Below are 20,479 nucleotides of genomic sequence, written 5' to 3' on the forward strand. Positions count from 1 at the left end.
GTACCTGCTCGCCCACGGGAGGCAACGCGCAGCACACCCGCCACCGTCTCCTCAGGCGAATCGCCGAGTGTGCACCCGTATGTGTGAAGTCGGCGTCTACCGGTCCCCCGCCTGTGCGTACGAAAACTAGCTTCGTGGCCGGAGGTGACCGAACCATGACGGCCTGTGCGATCGAACCCCCGTCTGCGGACGCGGACGACAGCGTGCCGGAGGCGGGCTGCACCATCACGGTGGACGGGTCGTACGCGGCCCGGCTGGCCCAGCAGGAAGGTTCCTGGTACCCGGAGCGGTGGACCCTGGACGGCCCCGAGCCGTACGCCGTACCGCTCCCCGGCAACCAGCCGGAGGAGCCGGGCACCGAGGTGCAGCCGATGGGCGACGGACGGGTGCTCATCCGCCGGCTGGTGGACGGGTGGCACCACTTCACCCTGCTGTATCCGACCGGGCCGGGCACCGGTGAGCTGCCGCTGGGCGCGGTGGAGTGCCCGGACGAGGGCGCCTCGCTGCGGCTGCTGCCGCCGGCGCCGGGGGGTGTGCGGGCGTATGCGCTCGCCGTGGAGCCGCGTTTCTCCGCGGTCTGGCTGGTGGCGGGCGGGGCCTTCGGCCCGGAGCAGCTCGCTGTGGTGCCGGGGCGTTGCTCGGGCGGGGTCTGGCTGGACCGGGCCGGGCGGATGCTGGCCCTGGACCGGGAGCTGGGCGGGCGGACCAAGGCGGTCGTGGTCGATCTGGAGCGGGGCGGCGAGGTGTCGCCGCTGCTGCAGATCGCGGCGGACAGCGACGACCGGCTGCTGCTCGCCGACCCGGACAGCGGGCTGATCCTGGTCGGCTCGGACGCGCCCAGCCCCGGGCAGGAACGGTTGGGCTGGGGTGTCCTCGGCAGCACGCTGCCGGTGCGCTTCCCGGAGAGCCTGCGGGTGCCGGAGTGCCCGGACTGCGTGGTGACGCCGTTCGCCGTCCAGCCCGGGCAGGTGCTGGTGCCGGAGAGCTGCGGGGTGGCGCTGCGGATCGACGGTCCGCTCGGCAGCTGGGTGGGCGCCTGGCGGCCGAGAGCGCGCAGGATGTGTCATCTCCCGGCGCCGGAAGGGTGGTTGGCCGGCGCCGGGTTGTGGACGCAGGACGGGGTGCTGCGGCTGCCGTACGCCACGGGGGAGGCCCCGTGCGGCGTGGCGGCGGTGGCGGTGCCCTGGGGGGAGACGGGGGGTTCGGGGGAAACGGGGGGAGCGGGGATGACGGGGGAGTACGGGGGGCCGGGGGACGCGGGCCCGGGGGATCCGGTTCTTCATGACGGCGCGGCTGCCGGGGCGTCGGGTACGCCCGGGGAGCCGGCGGAACCGGACCCTCCGGGACCTGTCGTGGCCCGCCCGGTGCCCCTTCAACAGGCCCCGTTGGCACGGCTTGTAACGAACTAGCACCGGTCGGTGTGCCCGCCTGGAAACGCCCCGTGGTGCGCCCGATAAAATCGCCGCGCTGTAGAAAGATCATGTTGACGGGGTGAATTCTTCCGATGAGCGACGCCAGCACGTCCCAGCCGCTGTCCGCCGACCTTCAGGAAACGGACGGCCACGGCAAGCACCGCGGTCATGTCTCGGGGCAGGACAGCGAGACGGCCCCCAGCGGCCGGCACCGCAAGCCGGAGCCTGCCGAGACGGCGGCCTGACGGGAGCAGTAGGTAGCCAGGGGGCTCGCCAGTTGGCTGGTGGGCCCCCTTCTTCATGCCCTGCCCGGTGGCATGTCACGTACCGCCCTTCAGCGCTATGTGACATATCACTGGCGCTTCAGCCCCAGCACCTCCGCCGCCGCGAACGTCTCCCCCGCCGGTCGCCCCGCATAGTGCGGGGTGAGCGCGGCGTCGAGTTCGTCGTAGCTGAAGGTGTCCTGCTTGCTGTCGAACTTGGCCTGGACGCGCGGTCGTTCGACGATCGCGACCATGCCGCCGTGCACGACGAGCAGCTGGCCGTTGATCCGTTCGGCGGCCGGGGAGGCCAGGTAGCCGACGAGCGGGGCGACGTGCTCGGGTGCGAGGGGGTCGAGGCCCTCGGCGGGCTGCTCGAAGCCGGCGAAGACGTCCTCGGTCATCCGGGTGCGGGCGCGCGGGCAGATCACGTTGGCGGTCACGCCGTACTTGGCGAGGGCGAGGGCGGTGGAGGTGGTGAGGCCGACGATGCCGCCTTTCGCGGCCGCGTAGTTGGGCTGGCCCGCGGAGCCGGCGAGGAAGGCCTCGGAGGAGGTGTTCACGATCCGGCCGTAGACCTTCTGGCCGCCCGCCGCCTTGGACCGGTCCCGCCAGTGCGCCGCCGCGAAGTGGGTGGTGTTGAAGTGGCCCTTGAGGTGGACCCGGATCACCGAGTCCCACTCGTCCTCGGTCATGGAGAAGACCATGCGGTCGCGCAGGATCCCGGCGTTGTTGACGAGGATGTCCAGCTTTCCGTAATGGGCTGTCGCGAGCGCGAGAAGGTCTCGCGCCTGTGAGAAGTCCGCGACATCGCCGGTGTGGGCGACCGCCCTGCCGCCCGCCGCGCGGATCTCCTCGGCGACCTGCTCGGCGGGTGCCGTGGAGGCCGCCCCCGAGCCGTCCCGGCCCGGCTGGCCGAAGTCGTTGACGACGACGGCCGCGCCCAGCCGGGCCAGTTCGAGTGCCTCGGCCCGGCCCAGGCCCCGGCCGGCCCCCGTGACGACGGCGGTCAGCCCTTCCAGCGGCCTCTCCTGCATACGGCGGCCCCTCAGATCTCTATGCAGGTACGCAGGGCGGTGCCCGTGCGCATCTGGTCCAGGGCCTCGTTGATCTCCGCCAGCGGCACCCGGTGGGTGATCAGGCCCTCCAGGTCGATCCGGCCCGCCCGCCACAGGGCGATCGTCCGTTCATAGGAGCGGACCACGTCCCCGCCGCCGTACATGGACGGCAGGATCCGCTTCTCGTCGAAGAACAGCTCGAACATGTTGAGCTGGAGGAAGTCGTCCATGGCGCCCGCGCCGACGACCACCAGGGTGCCGCCGCGCCGGGTGTTCTCGTACGCGGTGCGGGCGGTGGCGGACCTGCCGACGACCTCGAAGACGTAGTCGAAGCCCTCGCCGGCGGTGACCTCCTGCTTGGCGCCGGGCAGTTCGTCGGGCGAGACCGCCCTCGTCGCCCCGAACCTGAGCGCCGACTCGCGCCGCGACTCGACCGGGTCGACGGCGACGATCTCGGCCGCGCCCTTGAGCCGCGCCCCCTGGATCGCCGAGATCCCGACACCCCCGCACCCGATGACGGCGACCGACGAACCGGCCTGCACATCGGCCGTGTTGAGGGCCGCGCCGAGCCCGGTGGTGACCCCGCAGCCGATCAGCGCGGCGATGTCGAAGGGCACGTCGTCCGGGATCGGCACCGCGCACCCGGCGTCGACCACGACCTCCTCGGTGAAGGTGCCGGTGCCCGCGAAGCCGAAGACGTCTTGGCCGGGGCGCCGGAAGTTGGGGGTGCCGGCGTTCATGAACCCGGCCAGGCACAGCTCGGTCTGCCCGCGCTTGCAGGCGGGACACGCCCCGCAGGCCGGCAGCCAGCAGACGACCACCCGGTCGCCGGGCTTCACCCGGGTGACGCCCTCCCCCACCTCCAGGACCTCGCCCGCGCCCTCGTGGCCCGGCACGAAGGGTCCCGGCTGCGGCAGCACCCCGCTCATGGCCGACAGGTCCGAGTGGCACAGCCCTGTGGCGCGCACCCGGATCCGCACCCTGCCGGGCCCGAATCCCACCGCCTCGACGTCGTCGAGGACGTCCAGCTTCTCCTGGCCGATCTCGTGCAGTACGGCTGCGCGCATGGTGCGGCTCCCCTCAACTGCTCAGCTGCTCAACTGATCAAGAGTGTTCGACGATCGTGTCGGCGAGGACGGGCGCGTCCTCCCGCTCGACGGCGCTCACGGCGACCCGGACGTCCCCGTCGCCCCGCCACATGCGGATCCGGAGCGTCTCCCCCGGGTACACCACCCCGGCGAACCGGGTCGTGTACGACCGCACCCGGCTCACGTCCCCGTCGAGCAGCGTGTCCACGACCGCCTTGAGCGTCATGCCGTAGGTGCACAGCCCGTGCAGGATGGGCCGGTCGAAGCCGGCGCGCTTGGCGAAGTCCGGGTCGGCGTGCAGCGGGTTGTAGTCGCCGGAGAGGCGGTAGAGCAGGGCCTGGTCCTCGCGGATCGGGCGTTCGACGGTCCGGTCGGGCTCGCCTGCGGGTGGGTCGAGCCGGGTCGAGGGGCCGCGGTCGCCGCCCCAGCCGCCCTCGCCGCGTACGAAGATCTGCGCGTCGTTGGTCCACAGCGGGCCGTCGGCGTCCGCGACCTCGGTGCGCATCACCAGGACGGCCGCCTTGCCCTTGTCGTAGACGGCGGCGATCCTGCCGGTGGCGGTGGCGGTGCCCGCGACCGGGATGGGGCGGTGCAGGGTGAGGGACTGGCCGCCGTGCAGCACCTTGGCGAGGTCGACGTCGATGCCGGGCATGGACAGTCCGCTGATCACCCCGGGCGAGCCGGCGCCCGCGACGGTGGCGAAGCTGGGCAGCACGTGCAGCCGGGTCTCCAGGGTGTAGCGCAGTTCGTCGGGGTCGGTGGCGGGGCGGCCCGCGCCGATGCCGAGGTGGTAGAGCTGGACGTCCCGGCGCTGCCAGCCGATCTCCCCGGACCGGGGTTCGGCGGCGAGGGCCTTGGCTGCGTCGATGGGCATACGGCTCCTGAGATGTCTCAAGACCTCGGCACGGCCGTCCGCACCGTCGGCCGCACCGAGGTCGTCCACGGGGCGGGCTAGGGGGTGTCCGGCGGATCACGTCGGCGTCGCGGCCCCCGGCACGCGCATCCGCCGCGCCAGATCCCGCTCGGCCCGGCCGGGAAGCGCCGTCTCTTCCAGCCGACCTGATCCGCCGGACCCTCCCTAGAACGCGTTCCAGTCCGGCGCACCTTGTATAGCCCAGCACTCGACACTTGTGAAGGCTCCTGACGTCGTGTCAGATGCGGCTCTGTCCGGCCATGACATTTGTCCTGCCCGCGGCCGTACATCCGCCTCTGCCGGACGGGCGTGCCCTTCCGTAGGGTCGTATCGCCGGACTGGAGTACGGATCGGGGGAGAACGAGATGTCGTGGCGGCAGCAGGTGAGGTGCCAGGCGGAGACCTGGCGGACGGCGCGGGCCCAGTGGCGGGAGGAGATGGAGCGCTTCAAGGAGAAGCAGAAGGCGGCCCGGAAGAACGGTGAGGTGCCCGAGCACGCGGGCCCGCCGCCTTCCGGGTTCGCCCTGCTCCCCTGGCTGCTGATGGGGATGGGCTCCCTGTCCAACCTGCTCCAGGGCAAGACGGCCAACCCGCTGATCGGCGGCTTCGGCCTGCTCGCCTTCAACTCCCTGTACATCTACGTGACCTTCCGCTCCTTCCGCAAAGAGGCCCGGCAGGCCACCTCCACCCGCGTCGCCCTGGTGCTGATGGGCCTGCTCACCACCGGCCTGGCCCTCGGCTACGGCGGCAACTGGCTGATGTTCTTCCCGCTGCTGGGCCTCGCCGCGGGCGCGGTGCTGCGCGGGCCCTGGCTGGGCCGTGCCGGGATCCTGCTCGCCTGCTTCGCGGGCGCGGTCTCCTGGTACCGGGACGGCTCCGACGCCATCACCATCGCCTACGGCACCTTCCTGTCGACGATGATCACCGCCGCGATCCTCTCCCTCTCCGAGGCCGTGCGGGAACTGCGCGCCGCCCGCGAGGAGCTGGCCCGGCGGGCGGTCGAGAAGGAGCGGCTGCGCTTCTCCCGGGACCTGCACGACCTGCTCGGCCACACCCTCTCGGTGATCGTCGTGAAGTCGGAGGCGGCCCGGCGGGTCGCGCCCCGTGACCTGGACGCGGCGCTGTCGCAGATCTCCGACATCGAGTCGGTCGGCCGGCAGGCGCTGACCGAGATCCGGGAGGCGGTGACCGGCTACCGGGAGGGCAGCCTGGCCGCCGATCTCGCCCGGGCCCGCTCGGCCCTCAAGGCGGCGGCCATCGAGCCGGTGGTCCGGCAGTCAGGGGCGCCGCTCGCCCCGCAGACCGAGACGCTGCTCGGCTGGGTGGTGCGCGAGGCGGTCACCAACGTGGTCCGGCACAGCGACGCCACGTGCTGCGAGATCACCGTCGACAGCGCCGCCGGGCGGGCCCGGCTGACGGTCACCGACGACGGCTCGGGCACGGTGGCCGCCGAGCCCTGCCGGGAGGGCATCGGCGGCACCGGCCTGAAGGGGCTGACCGAGCGCCTCGCGGCGGCGGGCGGCTCCCTCAGCGCCGGCCCGGCGCCGCGCGGCGGCTTCACGGTCACCGCGGAACTCCCCACCGAGGCGCTGGAGCTGCTGGCCTCGACGGCTCACACGGCTCCTACGGCTCCTACGGCTCCTACGGCGCCCACGGCGAGCTGACGACCCAGCTCACGTCGTCGGTCCACGAGGTGGCGCTGTCCCAGGCGTTGGAACCGCCGTCGCTCGCTATGTAGAGGTTGTAGTTGTAGTGGCGGAGGTATTTCGTCGGGTAGTTGTACGAGGCGAAGGACGTGCCCGTGCCGCTCTTGCCGGTCGTCGGACAGAAGGTGGCGTCCTGCCGATACGTGGTGGTGCCGTCCATGGGCTGCCGGTAGATCTTGTAGTTGTAGTGCCGCAGGTAGTCGCCGGGGTAGTTCTGGGACTCGAAGGAGACGCAGGAGCTGTCGGCGAGGCCGGGGCGGACGATCCAGGTGGCGTCGCCCTTGTCGAGGGCGGAGCTGCTGGAGGTGATGGCGGACAGCACGCCGGCGTTGTTCTGGTGGCGCACGTAGTCGGCGGTGCAGCAGGACGTCGTGGCCTTCAGGGAGATCTCCGAGGCGGAGCCGAGGGTGCCGGTGGAGCCGGTCGCACCGCCGTAGCCGACGGAGACGATGTTGGACTGGACGGTGTCGTCGGCTGCGTCGGTCGGGATGCCGGAGGTCATCACGCCCTCGAAGAACGAGCCGATGGAGCCGTTGCTGTTGTCGCCGCCGGTGCCGAGGACGATCGCGCCCTCCTGGTGCATCGGCGAGTAACCGCTGCTGGTGCTGGGCTCACTGCCGGAATAGGTGGTGGTGAGACCGCCGGACTGCGCGTTTCCCCATTTCAGTGCGAAATGGTCCTGCCCGTTGTTCTTCAGCAACGCGGTGACGAACGGTATCGCGCCGGTGCCCGTGTTGGACGAGTTGGTGCTGTAGCCGAGGTTGGACTCGAACAGCCCGTTCTCCAGGTCCGCCTGCACCCAGGGGCCGGAGCCGTAGCAGGGCGAGAACCAGCACTCGGTGCCGAAGTTGATGGCGTCCATGTGGCCGTTGCCGGTGTCCTTGTTGTTGGTCTCGGCGTTGCCGTAGTCGAAGCAGCAGCTGCCGTTCACATGGGTGCCGGAGGTGACCATGTACATCCCCTCGGCGGCGCCGTTGGTGGCGACTCCCGAGGTGGCGTCGTTGCGGTAGCCCATGCCGGCCGAGATCTCCAGGCCGTAGACCTGGTGCCCGCCGACGGTCACCGGCAGCGCGTCCGCCGGAGACCCGACATCGGCCGCGCCGGCCCCGCCCGCACCCTCGACCGTGAGGTCGTTGTGCTTGCTGGACTGGTCGTAGATCCTGGTGATGATGCAGGTCGTACCGGCGCAGAAGGAGTTCTGCGCGGCCGCGTTGGCGTAGCCGCCGGTGGCCAGCAGGCCGATGTTGGCCGTGGCGCCGTCCGAGGCGCGCTGCACCTGGTAGAGGGAGCCGCTGTACGACGAGTACAGCGCCCGGACCATGCTGTGCGCGGCGACGCACGGGGTGCCGGCGGCGGCGTAGACGTCACAGGGCAGCGAACTCGCGGCGGCCGCCTCGGGCGCGCCGGCCCCGACGACCAGCGCGGCGACGGTCGCGAACGCCGCGAGCGCGGACAGCACGGCTCTCCTGAAGCGCGGCGGACAGGAGCGCAGGACTCGTACAGGCACTGAGAACACGGTGCACCTCTTCTTGGTTCCTCGTAGGGCGGTGCGGGTTCTTGCCGTCCGGTATCCCGAACGTCGTTCGATCGAAATACCGAACCCATTCAGCTGTCGAAATACCGACCATTCACCGATCATTCGGGGAATTGCAGAGGCGATTGTTTGAGCACGGTCAACCGCCGTCAAGACCTGCGGCGCGGAACAATAACCACTCTTTAACCTCGGTCGTTTATGAGGGTCCGCCGGCTTGCCGACGGACCCTTTGTGGTGAGTGCCGGTGGGGATTGCCCAGGTGCGGGCCGCAGGCGGCTGTGCAGGAGGCCCGGGCTCGGCGACCGCAGCAGACCTCGGGCCGCGCCCGGTCGCTCACGATCGCCATCTGACCCTGCCGGGCCCAGCATCCGAGCGGTCCACGCGGGCGGTGGACCACCGCTAGCCGGCGGAGCGGAAGATGGGCCAGCCGACCTCCGTGACCAGGTCGTCGTCGCCGGCCACGTCGAGGGGGCTGCGCAGGTAGTACTCGCGCAGCGGGCCGTCGACACCGATCTCGTGGCGTGCGGTGTAGGTGCCCAGGTCACCGTAGGTGAGATCGATGGTGTGCAGGGGTCCGCGGTGGACGGCGACCGCCAGTTCCGCGCCGGGCACGACCAGTGCATCGACCCGGCCGACCGGGCGGGCATCGCCCTCGACAGGGACGAACACGAGCGCCTCACCGCGCTCGTCCTGGAGCAGATCGTTGGCGAACAGCCCGCCCATCGGGCCGGTGCGGCGCAGTCCCCGGGCCGTGGCGAAGCCGTGCAGCTCGCCGAGGGCGCCCTGCCACCAGCTCACCGCGTCCTGTCGGTCGACGACCGCACGGATCCCGATCGCCGGCTGCTCGCGGACCGTGCGGTACTCGATGGCCGAACCGTGCTTCGGGCGGGCCAGCAGCTCGCGCAGCGATTCGACGGCGCTCCGGGCCTGTTCGAGCCGGTCCTCCAAACGTGCGAGATGCGCACTGATCAGCTCGTTGCGCGTGCTCACGTCCTCTGCGGCCAGCACGGCCTTCACATCCGCCACCGGCATGTCCAGGTCGCGCAGGCGCAGGATCACCTGTGCCGTGGGCACCTGGTCCAGGGAGTAGTACCGGTAGCCGGTGCCCCGGTCGACATCGGCCGGCGCGAGCAACCCCACCTCGTGGTAGTGCCTCAGCGTCTTGACGCTCAGATGGGTCACACGGGAGAACTCGCCGATCGTCAGGCCTGTGTCCATGGCGCCAGTGTCAACCCTCCCCCTGCCGGAGGGTCCAGCAGAAGGCCCCGGTTGACTCTCCCGTGAAGGTACGGCCCAACGTTTGCAGCGTGCACCGCACAGTGCCGAGGTCATCGAAGGAGCCCCCATGAACACCATCGACCAGCCGGCTGTACTGCCCGACGTCGTCGCCGCCCACATCGCGGCGGTCAACGCCTTCGACACGGACGCCATCATGGCGACCTTCTCCGACGATGCCCTGGTCAACGACGCGCGCCGCGAATTCGTCGGTACCGCCTCGATCCGCGCCTGGGCGCGCCGCGAACTGGTCGACGACAAGGTCACCATGGACGTGACCGAGGTCGCGCGCCACGGCACCGTGACGATCGTGCGGGCACGCTACGACGGCGAGTACGACAAGACGAACCTGCCCGACGAGCTGGTGCTCACCAACTACCTCACCGTCGCCGACGGCAAGATCACCTCACTGATCATCGTGCACAACGAGCCGACTCCCTACTGAAGGCAGTCCCTCGGGCCGGCGTCGACAGCAAGCACGAGGGCTGCGAAGAGATCCGCATCCTGCGCGACCAGAGCGACGCCGACCATGTCACGGGTCTGACCCAGTGGACGGAGGCGCACAACTGCACCGACTGTCTCGCCTGGCGCACCGCACACGGCTTCACCTCCACCTTCGAGGCCATGCTCACCCGCCCCATGGTGATCCACCACTACGACGAGATCTACCAGGGCCAGGGCATCGCAGCGCGCTGAGAGCCCTGGTCAGGACGGGACAGCCGGCCGTCTACCATCGCACCGCGGCCGGTCTTTCCCAGCACACGGCCGGTGCCCTTGGAGGAAACGTGCCTACCGCAGATGAGCTGATCAGCCCCGACAGCGTCCGCCGCCTGGCCGCCATCCTCCAGGAGGCCTCTTCCGGAAACTCCGACTGGCAACGCGTTGCCGGCAGCCAGTCGGCACTCGGCACCCTCGGCCTCAGCGAGCGGGCCCGGACGGTGAGCGACGCCGTCCTGGCCGACTGCGACGGCGACTACGAGAAGCTGGCACACGCGGTACGCAAGGCCCTGATCAGCCCGGACCTGACCGGTTGGATGATCTGGCCCGTCACCGAAGCCGTCGCCACTGCGGCCACCGAATCCGGCGCCGACCGGCACTTCGACGACGGCCTCCACCTGCTCGCGCAGCTCACGCCCCGCCTGACGGGCGAGTTCGCGCTGAGGACCTTCCTCAACGCAGACCTGGAGCGCACCCTGGCAACCGCACGAACGTGGACCGACTCCCCGGATCCGGCCGTGCGGCGGCTGGCGAGCGAGGGCACCCGCCCCAGACTCCCCTGGGCGCGGCAGGTCCCCGAGCTCAACCGCAGGCCCAAGGCCACCGTCCCCCTGCTGGACAGGCTCCGCACGGACAGCTCGCAGGTGGTGCGCCGCTCGGTGGCCAACCACCTCAACGACATCTCCCGTCTCGACGCCGGCCTGGCCGCCGAGGTCGCCGCGCGGTGGATGCACAACCCGGTGTCCACCACGCCGGCCCTGGTGCGGCACGCCATGCGCACGCTCGTCAAGAAGGGCGAGCCGGCGGCGCTGGAGCTGGTCGGTTTCCACGGCAGCCGCGACGATCTCGAAGTGGTGGGACCGCTGGCGGAGGAGACCGAGATCTCCATGGGCGGGACCCTCGTCTTCTCGGCACGCGTCACGAACGCCTCCGACCAGCCGGTCTCCCTGGCCATCGACTACGTCATCCACCACATGAAGGCGAACGGGAAGCAGGCGCCCAAGGTCTTCAAGCTGGCGAAGCGCGGCCTGGCACCCGGCGAGTCGGCCGAGCTGACGCGCAGCCATTCGTTCCGCCCCATCAGCACGCGCGTCTACTACCCGGGGGCCCACGCCGTGCAGCTTCAGGTCAACGGTCACCAGTTCGACAAGGTGGACTTCAGGCTCGTGGAGGCCGAAGAGGCATCGTGACCGCTTCCGCACGAGGCTCGCCGGATGGCAGTCGCCGCCGGCGACACAGTGCCGCACACAGACATGTCGGGCCGGTCGATCGTGCTGTTGCGACTGCCCTGCCTCGCCGTGTCGAGCGTCTTCGCCCTCATGCGGCCGCTTCCCCTGATCGCCCGTTGGACGACGCCCCTCGTGAAAGCCCGAGGCTACGCTTGGGCTGTGCACGAGCCTGCGAACGAGATGCCCCGGGACCACCGGCCAGCCAAGTCCATCAGGGTGCTGCTCGCCGAGGACCAGGGGATGATGCGCGGGGCTCTCGCCTTACTGCTCGGGATGGAGCCGGACATCGAGGTGGTCGCCCAGGTCGGGACGGGCGACGCGATCACGGACGCCGCGTTGGTCCACCGGCCCGACGTGGCCCTCCTCGACATCGAACTGCCGGGCATCAGCGGCCTGGACGCGGCGGCGGAGCTGCGCGAGCAGGCGCCGGACTGCCGGGTGCTGATCCTCACCACCTTCGGCCGGCCCGGATATCTGCGCCGGGCGATGGAGGCGGGGGCGGCCGGGTTCCTCGTCAAGGACGGGCCGGTGGAGGAACTGGCCCAGGCGATCCGGCGGGTGCTCACCGGGGAGACCGTGGTCGACCCGGCGCTTGCCGCGGCCGCGCTCAGCGCCGGGCCGAACCCGCTCACCGCCCGCGAGTGCGACGTACTGAAGGCGTCGGTGGACGGCGCGACCGTCGCCGACATCGCGGCGAAGCTGCATCTGTCGGAGTCGACGGTCCGCAACTACCTCTCCGCCGCGATCGGCAAGACCGGCACCCGCAACCGCGCGGAGGCGGTCCGGGAGGCCCGGCAGCGGGGGTGGCTGTGACCTCCCGGCAGGTCGGCCGCAGGCGTTACTTCGTCACCTCCGCCGACTGGTAGGCCGTGCCCTGCGGGGCCACGCAGACGAACCAGTTCGCCGTCGGGAAGCCGCCGACCGCGCGGATCGCGTTTCCGTCGTCGTGTGCCGAGACGCCCACGGCGGGGCGGGCCACGCTGGTCCGCCCGTCCTTCCAGTCGCAGGTGACCTCCTGGGCGGTCTTGGCGACCATGCCGATCACCAGCCGCCCCGAGCTCGCGGGGTCGGACGAGAACCGGGTCGCGATGGACTCCAGGTCCGTGCCGGCGTAGGACTCCAGTGTGCGGACGGTGTTGAACATGACCTGCTGGACGTGCTCCTCACCCCAGCCCCGGGTCGCGAAGAACGAGATCTTGCCGATCAGATCGGCGGGCTTGCGGGCATCCGCCGGCTTCAGCCCCAGTTCGGCCATGCGGTCGAACTGCCGGGCCGCCTCGGACTCGTTGCGCGGTGCTCCCCACACCTGGACGCTGACGCTCCACTCCTTGCCTTGGTAGGTCCCCCGTGCCAGCTCGGTCCGCTGCGGCTCGTACACATGCCGTGCCTCGGGAGACGCCGGGTGTGCCGCAACCTGTGTCCGGTGGTGCTCCCCGGGCAGCCCGGCGAACGCCAGCGTCGCTCCCGCCGATCCGCCCAGCACCACCACCGCCGTGGCCGCCGTCACCGCCCAGCGCCGGGACCGGCGCCGCCGGCCGCCGCGCATCACCGCCTGGACGGGGGCTATACCGATCTCGACCCCGTCCGCGGCGTCCGCGAGGAGGAGGGCGATGTCCGACTCCGTCTGTGTCATGCCGTGGTTCTCCCGGTTCCCGCTCATCAGCCACGCCCTCCCTGCGTCACCATCTCGGCCAGTCCCGGTATGGCACGGAGTTTCGCGATCCCCTTGGCCGCGTTGCTCTTGACCGTGCCCACCGAGCAGCCCATCGCCTCCGCCGCCTGGGTCTCCGTCAGGTCCTCCCAGTAACGCAGCACCACCGCCTCCCGCTGCCGTGGCGGCAGTTGGGCGAGCGCCTTGAGCAGGGCGCTGCGGTCATCGGCCTGGGCGATCCGGTCCCCCGTGTCCGGCACCTCGCGCACCAGGCCCGAGTCGTCCTTCGGCGCGAGGAACTCCTTGAGTTTCCTTCTGTGCCTGCGTGCGTGCGCGTTGATCATCACGCGCCGCACATACGCCTCCGGCTCGTCGGCCGAGCCGACCCTCCGCCAGGCCACGAAGACCTGTTCGAGCGTCGACTGGACCAGGTCCTCGGCGGCGTGCTGCTCCCCCGTGAGGAGAAATGCCGTACGCATCAGCCGCGGCCAGCGGCCGATCATGAAGCTCTGGAACTCCTCGTTCCGAGCGTCCTCCCGCTCCCCCATGGGCACCTCCTAGATGTAAAGAGGAGTCCACGAGCCCCCCGGACCGTTGCCCGCCGCGCCAGAAATTCCCGGCCGACTTCGCGGAACGGCCGACTTCGCGGAACGGCCGACTTCGCGGAGCCGCCCACTTCCGGAGCCGCCGACTTCGCGGAACCGCCCACTTCCGGAGCCGCCTACTTCGCGGCGACCTTCCGGCGCGGCAGCCACAGCAGCATCAGCACCGCCCCGGCCAGCAGCACCCCGGTGCTGGTGCGGAAGGCGGCGGCGTACCCCTGCGTCAGGGCGGCCGCCCCGCCTTCCCCGCCCGTCCGGGCCGCCGCGATCGTCGACATCACCGCGAGCCCCAGCGAACCGCCCATCGTGCGCGAGGTGTTGACCAGTCCGGAGAGCAGCCCGGCCTCGGCCGGCGCGGCTCCGGACGTGGCCAGCGCGGCCAGCGGGGTCGCGGCCAGGCCCGCGCCGAGCATCATCAGGATCCCGGGGAACATGATGGCCGTCGTATAGGCGCCGTGCGGGCCCATCGTCGACTGCCAGGTGAACCCGGTCGCCGCGACCAGGGTGCCGGTCACGGCCACCGTCCGCGTCCCGGCCCGCCGCATCAGCCGCGGCGCCGTCTTGGAGCCGACGAGCACCGCGACCGAGCTGGGCACCAGGGCGAGACCGGCCTCCAGCGGGGTGTAGCCGAGGACGTTCTGGGCGTAGAGCGTCATGAAGTACCACATGCAGAACATGGCCGAACCGGACACCAGCATGGCCGCGTTGGCCGAGGCCACCGAGCGCCGGCCCAGCAGTCCGAGCGGCATCAGCGGAGCCGCCGTACGCGCCTCGACGTACAGGAACAGACCGAGCAGCGCGAGTCCGGCGACGAGCGGGAGCAGGGTCCGGGCCGCTTTCCAGCCGGCCCCCTCGGTCTGCGAGATGCCGTACGCCAGGGTCCCGAGGCCCGCTGTCACCAGCAGTGCGCCGGGCAGGTCGAGGCGCCGGCCGTCCCCGGTCCGGCTCTCCGCCAGCCACAGCACGGACCCGGCGAGGACCAGCGCGCCCACCGGCACGTTGATCAGCAGCACCCAGCGCCAGGACAGCACGTCCACCAGCACCCCGCCGACCAGTCCGCCGGCCGCGCCGCCCCCGGCGCCGACCGCCGTCCAGGTGGCGATCGCCCGCGCCCGGGCGGGCCCCTCCGGCACGGCGGCCGTGAGCAGGGTCAGCGTCGAGGGTGCGAGGACCGCCGCGCCCAGACCCTGCACGGCCCGGGCGAGCAGCAGTTGCCAGCCGTCCTGGGCGAGCCCGCCGCCGAGCGAGGCCAGCGTGAACAGGCCGAGCCCGACCAGGAACATCCGCTTGCGGCCGTACAGGTCGCCGGCCCGCCCGCCGAGCAGCATGAACCCGGCGAAGGCGATGGCGTACGCGTTCACCACCCTCCCCCAGAGGGGGGATCCCCAGCAAAAGCAAGGAGCTCAGCCCGAGGCCGGCGCGCATCGACGGGAGCGCCACGTTCACCACGGACACGTCGAGCACGACCAGGAACTGCCCGGCGCACGCGAGTGACACCACCAGCCAGGTGGGGGGCGCGGTACGGCGGGATATGTGCGAGGTGTCCGCGGCTTCGAGCATGGGCGTCATGCTCTCAAGCCGGTTACGGTCCTTGCATCGGCATTTCGACCCACCCGGCCCTCGGTCCCCGGTCCCCGACCCTCGGTCCCCGGTCTCCGGTCCCCGGTCGTACGGCCTACTCCGCCCGCCGGAAGAGCGTCACCACCGCCGCCCCGCCCAGTCCGATGTTGTGCGCGAGCCCCACCCGGGCCCCGGGCACCTGCCGGTCGCCGGCCGCGCCGCGCAGCTGCCACACCAGTTCGGCGGTCTGCGCGAGCCCGGTCGCGCCCAGCGGATGCCCCTTGGAGATGAGCCCGCCGGACGGGTTCACCACCCAGCGCCCGCCGTACGTGGTCGCACCGGACTCCACGAGTTTGCCCGACTCTCCGACGGCACACATGCCGAGCGCCTCGTACGTCAGCAGCTCGTTGACCGAGAAGCAGTCGTGCAGTTCCACGACGTCGACGTCCTCGATGCCGAGGCCGGCGCGGTCGTACACCTGCCGGGCCGCCGCCCGGGACATCGGCTGTCCGACGACGTCGATGCACGAGCCGGACGCGAAGGACTCCCCGGTGTCGGTCGTCATCGCCTGCGCGACGATCTCGACCAGCCCGGTGAGGCCGCGCCGTTCGGCGAACCGTTCGGAGACGACCACGGCCGCCGCCGCGCCGTCGGAGGTGGGCGAGCACTGGAGTTTGGTGAGCGGGCGGTGGACGGTGCGGGCGGCGAGGATGCCGGCGACGTCGTACACGTCCTGGAACTGGGCGTACGGGTTGTCCGCGGAGTGCCGGTGGTTCTTGGCGGCCACGGCGGCGAGCTGTGCCTCGGTCGTGCCGTACCGCTCCATGTGCTCGCGGGCCGCGTCACCGAAGATCTGCGCGGTGGGCGGGGTCATCTCGAAGCCGTGCCGGGCGGCCATGATGCCGTAGTGCCGGGCGACCGGCGAAGTGGAGAAGTCGCCGCCGTCGGCTCCGCCCCCGAGCGCGCCCTTCTTCATCTTCTCGAAGCCGAGGGCCAGGACGCAGTCGGCCGCCCCGCCCTCGACCAGCTGGCGGGCCAGCATCAGAGCGGTCGCGCCGGTGGCGCAGTTGTTGTTGACGTTGTAGACGGGGACGCCGGTGAGACCCAGTTCGTAGGCGGCGCGCTGGCCGGCGGTGGAGGGCTGGAAGCAGTAGCCGACGGGAACCTGTTCCACCTCGCCGTACGTGATCCCGGCGTCGGCGAGCGCGGAGCCGCCGGCTTCCCGGACCATGTCCCAGTACTGCCAGTCACGACTCTCGGGCTTCTCGAACTTGGTCATTCCGACCCCGGCGACATACGCCTTCACAGCAGCCATGACGCCGGAGACTAGAACACGTTCCACAAACAGACCAGACACTGACGGCGGATCAGAAACCCATGGGACGGTCAAGGATTCGTTAGCAGCTCGAAGCAACGGAATAGTTGCCTGTGCATACGAGGTTTACCCACCACTTATCCGATGCGCATGCACGAGTCCTGACCTCGACCCGCTTCTCTTTCCGCTACTCCTCCCGCTCTTCCCGTCACTCTCTCGGCCCGGAGGCCCCACTCAATGACGCACACGACGACCGACCAGCCCGCCCGGGGCGCGAGCGGGGCCGTGGTCCCGGTCCTCGCCTTCGCGGGCATCGTGGTCGCGGTGATGCAGACCCTGCTCGTTCCGGTCATCAAGGACCTCCCGCAGCTGCTGGGCACCGAGCCCAGCAACGCCACCTGGGTCCTGACCTCGACGCTGCTGTCGGGCGCCGTGGCCACCCCGATCATGGGCCGCCTCGGCGACCTCTACGGCAAGCGGCGGATGCTGGTCCTGAGCCTCGCCGTGATGGTGGTCGGCGCGCTGGTCAGCGCCCTCACCAGCGACCTGCTCACGATGATCGCCGGCCGCACCCTCCAGGGCTTCGCCATGGGCGCGATCCCGCTGGGCATCGGCCTGATGCGCGACATGCTGCCGCGCGAGAAGCTCGGCTCGGCGATGGCCCTGATGAGCTCCTCGATCGGCGTCGGCGGCGGCCTCGCGCTGCCCGCCGCGGCCCTGGTCGCGCAGCACATGGACTGGCACGCCCTGTTCTACGGCGCGGCCGGCCTCGGCGTGCTCTCCATAGCCCTGACCCTCCTGGTCGTACCGGAGTCCCCGATGCGCGCGGAGGGGTCCTTCGACGTGCCCGGCGCGATCGGCCTGTCGGCCGGTCTGGTGCTGCTTCTGCTGCCCATCACCAAGGGCAGCGACTGGGGCTGGTCGTCCGGCACCACGCTGGGCCTGTTCGCCGCCTCGGTGGCCGTCCTGCTGCTGTGGGGCGTGTTCGAGCTGCGCCACTCGGCCCCGCTGGTCGACCTGCGCACCACGGCCCGCCCGGCCGTGCTCTTCACCAACCTCGCCTCGATCATGGTCGGCGTCAGCTTCTACGTCGTCTCGCTGGTCCTGCCGCAGCTGCTCCAGCTGCCGAAGGCCACCGGCTACGGCCTCGGCCAGTCGATGGTCACCGCCGGTCTGCTGGTCGCGCCGCTGGGCCTGACGATGATGTTCACGGCCCCCGTCTACGCCCGGCTGTCCGCCAAGTACGGGCCCAAGACCACCCTGATCCTCGGCATGCTGATCATCGCCATCGGCTACGGCGCCGGTCTCGGCCTGATGAGCGCGCCCTGGCAGAGCCTGGTCATCGCGGTCGTCCTCGGCGCCGGCATCGGCCTCGCATACTCCTCCCTCCCGGCCCTGATCGTCGGCGCGGTCCCGGCGTCCGAGACGGGCGCGGCGAACGGCCTCAACACGCTGATGCGGTCCATCGGTACGTCCGTGTCCAGCGCCGTCATCGGGATGGTGCTGGCCAACACGGCGAACCACGTCGGCGGTGTCGCCGTCCCGACCATGCACGGCTTCCGGGTCTCGTTCCTGATCGCCACGGGAGCGGTGGCGGTGGGTCTGGTGCTCGCCCTGCTGCTGCCGAAGCGGAGCCGGCCGGCCGAGGTCGCCCAGCACACCCAGCTGCGGGCCAGCAGCCAGGAGGAGGCCGCGCTCGCCAACGCCGAAGACGTGCTGCGGGGCTTCCGCGGCCGCGTCTTGGACGCCGCGGGCGGGCCGGTGGCCCGTGCCAAGGTGACCCTGATCGACCGGCGGGGGCGGCAGGCGGGGGCGACGCTGTCCGCCGAGGACGGCACGTACGCGCTCGCGGTGCCGGCCGAGGGGGCGTACGTGCTGGCCGCGAAGGCGGCGGGCCACGGTCCGCTCGCCTCGTCGGCGACGCATGCCGGGGACGACCGCGCGGTCGACCTGGACCTGGCGCTGCCCGGGGAGACGGTCAACGCGTAACACTCCGTGGGGGCGGCCGCGAGTATGACGCGGCCGCCCCGCACTTGCTGCGGGACCCGAGCGCTCCGCTGCGAAGTGCCGCGATGTGTCGTCTGCCGTGTGCGGCACCATCGTGGCTGGTCGCGCAGTTCCTCCCCCAGCCTTCGGCCGGGGGTACCCCCAGCGCCCCTTCGGGGCGCTGCCGGACCCGCGTCAGCCCGCGGCGGCGCGCTCCCCGGACGGGCGCCGGCGGTGGGCAGGGTCGGTCAGGGACGGCGGCTGCCAGACGCCGTCGGCCCGGTAGAGGTCGGTGCCGGGGGCCACGATCTCGTCGATGCGGTCGAGCACTTCGTCGTCGAGGACCAGCTCGGCCCCCTTGAGCAGCGCGGTGAGCTGGTCCATCGTGCGCGGGCCGATGATCACCGACGTCACGGCCGGGTGCACCAGCGGAAAGGCGACGGCCAGCTCCGGCAGGGTGCAGCCCACCTCCTCGGTGAGGGCGACGAGCTGCTCGACGGCCGCGTACTTCGCGGCGTTGCCGGGGATCGCGGGGTCGAAGCGCTGCGGGAAGCGCTTGGCCCGGCCGGTGGTGAGGTCGACGGGCCGGCCCTCGCGGTGGGCGCCGGAGAGGAAGCCCGAGGCGAGCGGCGACCAGGTCAGCACGCCCATGCCCAGGCGCTGCGCGGTGGGCAGCACGGCCCGTTCGATGCCGCGGGCGAGAACCGAGTACGGCGGCTGCTCCGTGCGCATCCGCATCAGCCCGCGCCGCTCCGCCACGTGGTGCGCCTCGACGAGGTCCTCGGCGGGGAACGTGGAGCAGCCGAACGCCCGGATCCTGCCCGCCGTCACCAGGTCGCCGAGGACGGACAGGGTCTCCTCGATGTCGGTGGTGTGGTCGGGGCGGTGCACCTGGTAGAGGTCGATCCAGTCGGTGTCCAGCCGCCGCAGGCTGTCCTCGACGGCCTTGAGGATCCAGCGGCGCGAGTTGCCGCTGCGGTTGCGGCCCTCCCCCAGCGGAAAGTGCACCTTCGTGGCGAGCACCACGTCGTCGCGCCTGCCCTTGAGCGCCTTGCCGACGATCTCCTCGCACTCACCGGCCGAGTACATGTCGGCGGTGTCCACGAAGTTGATGCCGGCGTCGAGTGCGGCGTTGATGATGCGGGCGCCGTCCTCGTGGTCGGGGTTGCCGAGGCCCCCGAACATCATCGTGCCCAGACAGTGGGTGCTGACCTCGATGCCGGTCTTGCCGAGGACGCGATAGCGCATGCCGGTGCTCCGTCACAGGTGGGGTGGGTTGGCGGCGTCAGTGTAGGTCTTGGAGTGCACTTGAAAGCCAGCTCCCGCGGCCAACTTCGGTGACACACACCGGGCTTGGAGACCGTGGCGCGCTCCGACGCCTCCCGGGCACCGCGACACGGGGCGTGCCGGCGGTGCCGCCGCACACCCCGGTCGGCCGGCCGACGGAGCGGGTGCGGCAGCATGGAGGTCCGGACAGTCGAACGAGTGAATGAGTGAAAGGACGCCCATGACCGCGGCAGCCCCCAAGCCCGAGATCCTGGCCGCGTTCGAGGCGGCGAAGGGGTTCATGCCCGTCGGCGAGGGGCTCGCGTTGTACGCGGCCGCCGTCGAGGCGGGGCGGCTCGGCCTCCCGTTGCTGGAGGTCGGGACGTACTGCGGGCGCTCGACGATCCTGCTCGCCGACGCGGCCCGCGCGGCCGGGGTCACCGCGCTCACCGTCGACCACCACCGGGGCAGCGAGGAGCAGCAGCCGGGCTGGGACTACCACGACCCGGAGACGGTCGACCCGGAGATCGGGCTGATGGACACGCTGCCGACCTTCCGGCGCACCCTGTACCGGGCGGGCCTGGAGGACCACGTCGTCGCCGTCGTCGGCCGGTCCCCGCAGATCGCCGCGTTCTGGAACTCCCCGCTCGGCTTCGTCTTCATCGACGGCGGCCACACCGACGAGCACGCCACCGCCGACTACGAGGGCTGGGCCCCCCATGTGGCCCAAGGCGGGCTCCTCCTGATCCACGACGTCTTCCCGGACCCGAAGGACGAGTTCACCGGCCAGGCCCCTTACCGCGTCTACCTCCGCGCCCTGGAGTCGGGCGCCTTCACGGAGGTCTCGGCCCGCGACTCGCTGCGCGTCCTGCGGCGAACGGGGGCGGGGATCCGAGGGCGCAGTTAG

General features: G+C 71.5%; 17 protein-coding genes and 1 pseudogene. 8 read left to right on the forward strand and 10 right to left on the reverse strand.

The window, feature by feature from the left end:
* Positions 1-155 precede the first annotated feature (155 nt).
* Together SSP29_RS16390 and SSP29_RS58465 are read left to right on the forward strand one after the other, a co-directional pair.
* Positions 156-1,409 (forward strand): hypothetical protein, encoded by a 1,254-nt coding sequence (locus tag SSP29_RS16390; protein WP_089101365.1) that lies wholly within the window; start codon positions 156-158, stop codon positions 1,407-1,409.
* Positions 1,410-1,504: 95 nt separating this feature from the next.
* A complete protein-coding gene (locus SSP29_RS58465) occupies positions 1,505-1,657 on the forward strand; it encodes a hypothetical protein (RefSeq protein ID WP_089101366.1) in 153 nt (50 codons plus the stop codon).
* 107 nt (positions 1,658-1,764) lie between these two features.
* Here SSP29_RS58465 and SSP29_RS16400 read toward each other — a convergent pair whose 3' ends face one another.
* From SSP29_RS16400 to chsH3, 3 genes are read right to left on the reverse strand one after another with little or no spacing between them, the layout of a single operon-like run.
* Entirely contained in the window at positions 1,765-2,709 is a 945-nt protein-coding gene (locus tag SSP29_RS16400) for a 3-oxoacyl-ACP reductase (RefSeq protein ID WP_089101367.1), read from the reverse strand.
* A gap of 11 nt (positions 2,710-2,720) precedes the next feature.
* On the reverse strand, positions 2,721-3,797 hold the full coding sequence (locus SSP29_RS16405) for a Zn-dependent alcohol dehydrogenase (protein WP_089101368.1): 1,077 nt from the start codon (positions 3,795-3,797) through the stop codon (positions 2,721-2,723).
* Positions 3,798-3,834: 37 nt separating this feature from the next.
* Positions 3,835-4,692: an enoyl-CoA hydratase ChsH3 gene (chsH3, locus tag SSP29_RS16410; protein WP_089101369.1), complete on the reverse strand. Its 858-nt coding sequence runs from the start codon at positions 4,690-4,692 to the stop codon at positions 3,835-3,837.
* 404 nt (positions 4,693-5,096) lie between these two features.
* On the opposite strand from chsH3, the gene SSP29_RS16415 reads away from it, so the two are divergent.
* Positions 5,097-6,395, forward strand: coding sequence for a sensor histidine kinase (locus SSP29_RS16415; protein WP_150134292.1), 1,299 nt, complete (start codon positions 5,097-5,099; stop codon positions 6,393-6,395).
* Here SSP29_RS16415 and SSP29_RS16420 read toward each other — a convergent pair.
* Both SSP29_RS16420 and SSP29_RS16425 read right to left on the reverse strand, forming a co-directional pair.
* Positions 6,373-7,944, reverse strand: coding sequence for an alpha-L-arabinofuranosidase B (locus tag SSP29_RS16420; RefSeq protein WP_089101370.1), 1,572 nt, complete (start codon positions 7,942-7,944; stop codon positions 6,373-6,375). The two genes, SSP29_RS16415 and SSP29_RS16420, sit on opposite strands and share 23 nt — an antisense overlap.
* 426 nt (positions 7,945-8,370) lie before the next feature.
* Positions 8,371-9,189 carry a MerR family transcriptional regulator gene (locus SSP29_RS16425; RefSeq protein WP_089101371.1) on the reverse strand — a complete coding sequence of 273 codons (819 nt, stop codon included), beginning with the start codon at positions 9,187-9,189 and terminating at the stop codon, positions 8,371-8,373.
* 127 nt (positions 9,190-9,316) lie between these two features.
* Here SSP29_RS16425 and SSP29_RS16430 point away from each other — a divergent pair, with 127 nt between their 5' ends.
* From SSP29_RS16430 to SSP29_RS16440, 3 genes are all read left to right on the forward strand, one after another.
* Positions 9,317-9,691, forward strand: coding sequence for a nuclear transport factor 2 family protein (locus SSP29_RS16430; RefSeq protein ID WP_089101372.1), 375 nt, complete (start codon positions 9,317-9,319; stop codon positions 9,689-9,691).
* Positions 9,692-10,031: 340 nt separating this feature from the next.
* On the forward strand, positions 10,032-11,153 hold the full coding sequence (locus SSP29_RS16435) for a DNA alkylation repair protein (RefSeq protein WP_089101373.1): 1,122 nt from the start codon (positions 10,032-10,034) through the stop codon (positions 11,151-11,153).
* A 219-nt stretch (positions 11,154-11,372) separates the two neighbouring features.
* Complete coding sequence (locus SSP29_RS16440) at positions 11,373-12,005, forward strand: response regulator transcription factor (RefSeq protein WP_089101647.1); 633 nt, start codon at positions 11,373-11,375, stop codon at positions 12,003-12,005.
* A 25-nt stretch (positions 12,006-12,030) separates the two neighbouring features.
* Here the strand turns inward: SSP29_RS16440 and SSP29_RS16445 are convergent, their stop codons facing one another.
* From SSP29_RS16445 to SSP29_RS16460, 4 genes and pseudogenes are all read right to left on the reverse strand, one after another.
* Positions 12,031-12,852: a hypothetical protein gene (locus SSP29_RS16445; protein ID WP_150134296.1), complete on the reverse strand. Its 822-nt coding sequence runs from the start codon at positions 12,850-12,852 to the stop codon at positions 12,031-12,033.
* A complete protein-coding gene (locus SSP29_RS16450) occupies positions 12,852-13,391 on the reverse strand; it encodes a SigE family RNA polymerase sigma factor (RefSeq protein ID WP_089101375.1) in 540 nt (179 codons plus the stop codon). The genes SSP29_RS16445 and SSP29_RS16450 overlap by 1 nt, the downstream gene beginning before the upstream one ends.
* Before the next feature lie 173 nt (positions 13,392-13,564).
* Positions 13,565-15,014: pseudogene (locus tag SSP29_RS16455) on the reverse strand (MFS transporter).
* A 106-nt stretch (positions 15,015-15,120) separates the two neighbouring features.
* Positions 15,121-16,311 carry a lipid-transfer protein gene (locus tag SSP29_RS16460; protein WP_089101376.1) on the reverse strand — a complete coding sequence of 397 codons (1,191 nt, stop codon included), beginning with the start codon at positions 16,309-16,311 and terminating at the stop codon, positions 15,121-15,123.
* Positions 16,312-16,557: 246 nt separating this feature from the next.
* On the opposite strand from SSP29_RS16460, the gene SSP29_RS16465 reads away from it, so the two are divergent.
* Positions 16,558-18,309 (forward strand): MFS transporter, encoded by a 1,752-nt coding sequence (locus SSP29_RS16465; RefSeq protein WP_089101377.1) that lies wholly within the window; start codon positions 16,558-16,560, stop codon positions 18,307-18,309.
* A 192-nt stretch (positions 18,310-18,501) separates the two neighbouring features.
* Here SSP29_RS16465 and SSP29_RS16470 read toward each other — a convergent pair whose 3' ends face one another.
* Positions 18,502-19,554, reverse strand: a complete 1,053-nt coding sequence (locus tag SSP29_RS16470) for an aldo/keto reductase (RefSeq protein ID WP_089101378.1) — start codon at positions 19,552-19,554, stop codon at positions 18,502-18,504.
* Positions 19,555-19,813: 259 nt separating this feature from the next.
* Between SSP29_RS16470 and SSP29_RS16475 the strand changes: the two genes are divergently transcribed.
* The gene (locus SSP29_RS16475) at positions 19,814-20,479 is read left to right on the forward strand and encodes a class I SAM-dependent methyltransferase (protein WP_089101379.1); all 666 of its coding nucleotides are present in this window, start codon (positions 19,814-19,816) and stop codon (positions 20,477-20,479) included.

It is taken from the genome of Streptomyces hyaluromycini (assembly GCF_002217755.1).
Lineage (GTDB): Bacteria > Actinomycetota > Actinomycetes > Streptomycetales > Streptomycetaceae > Streptomyces > Streptomyces hyaluromycini.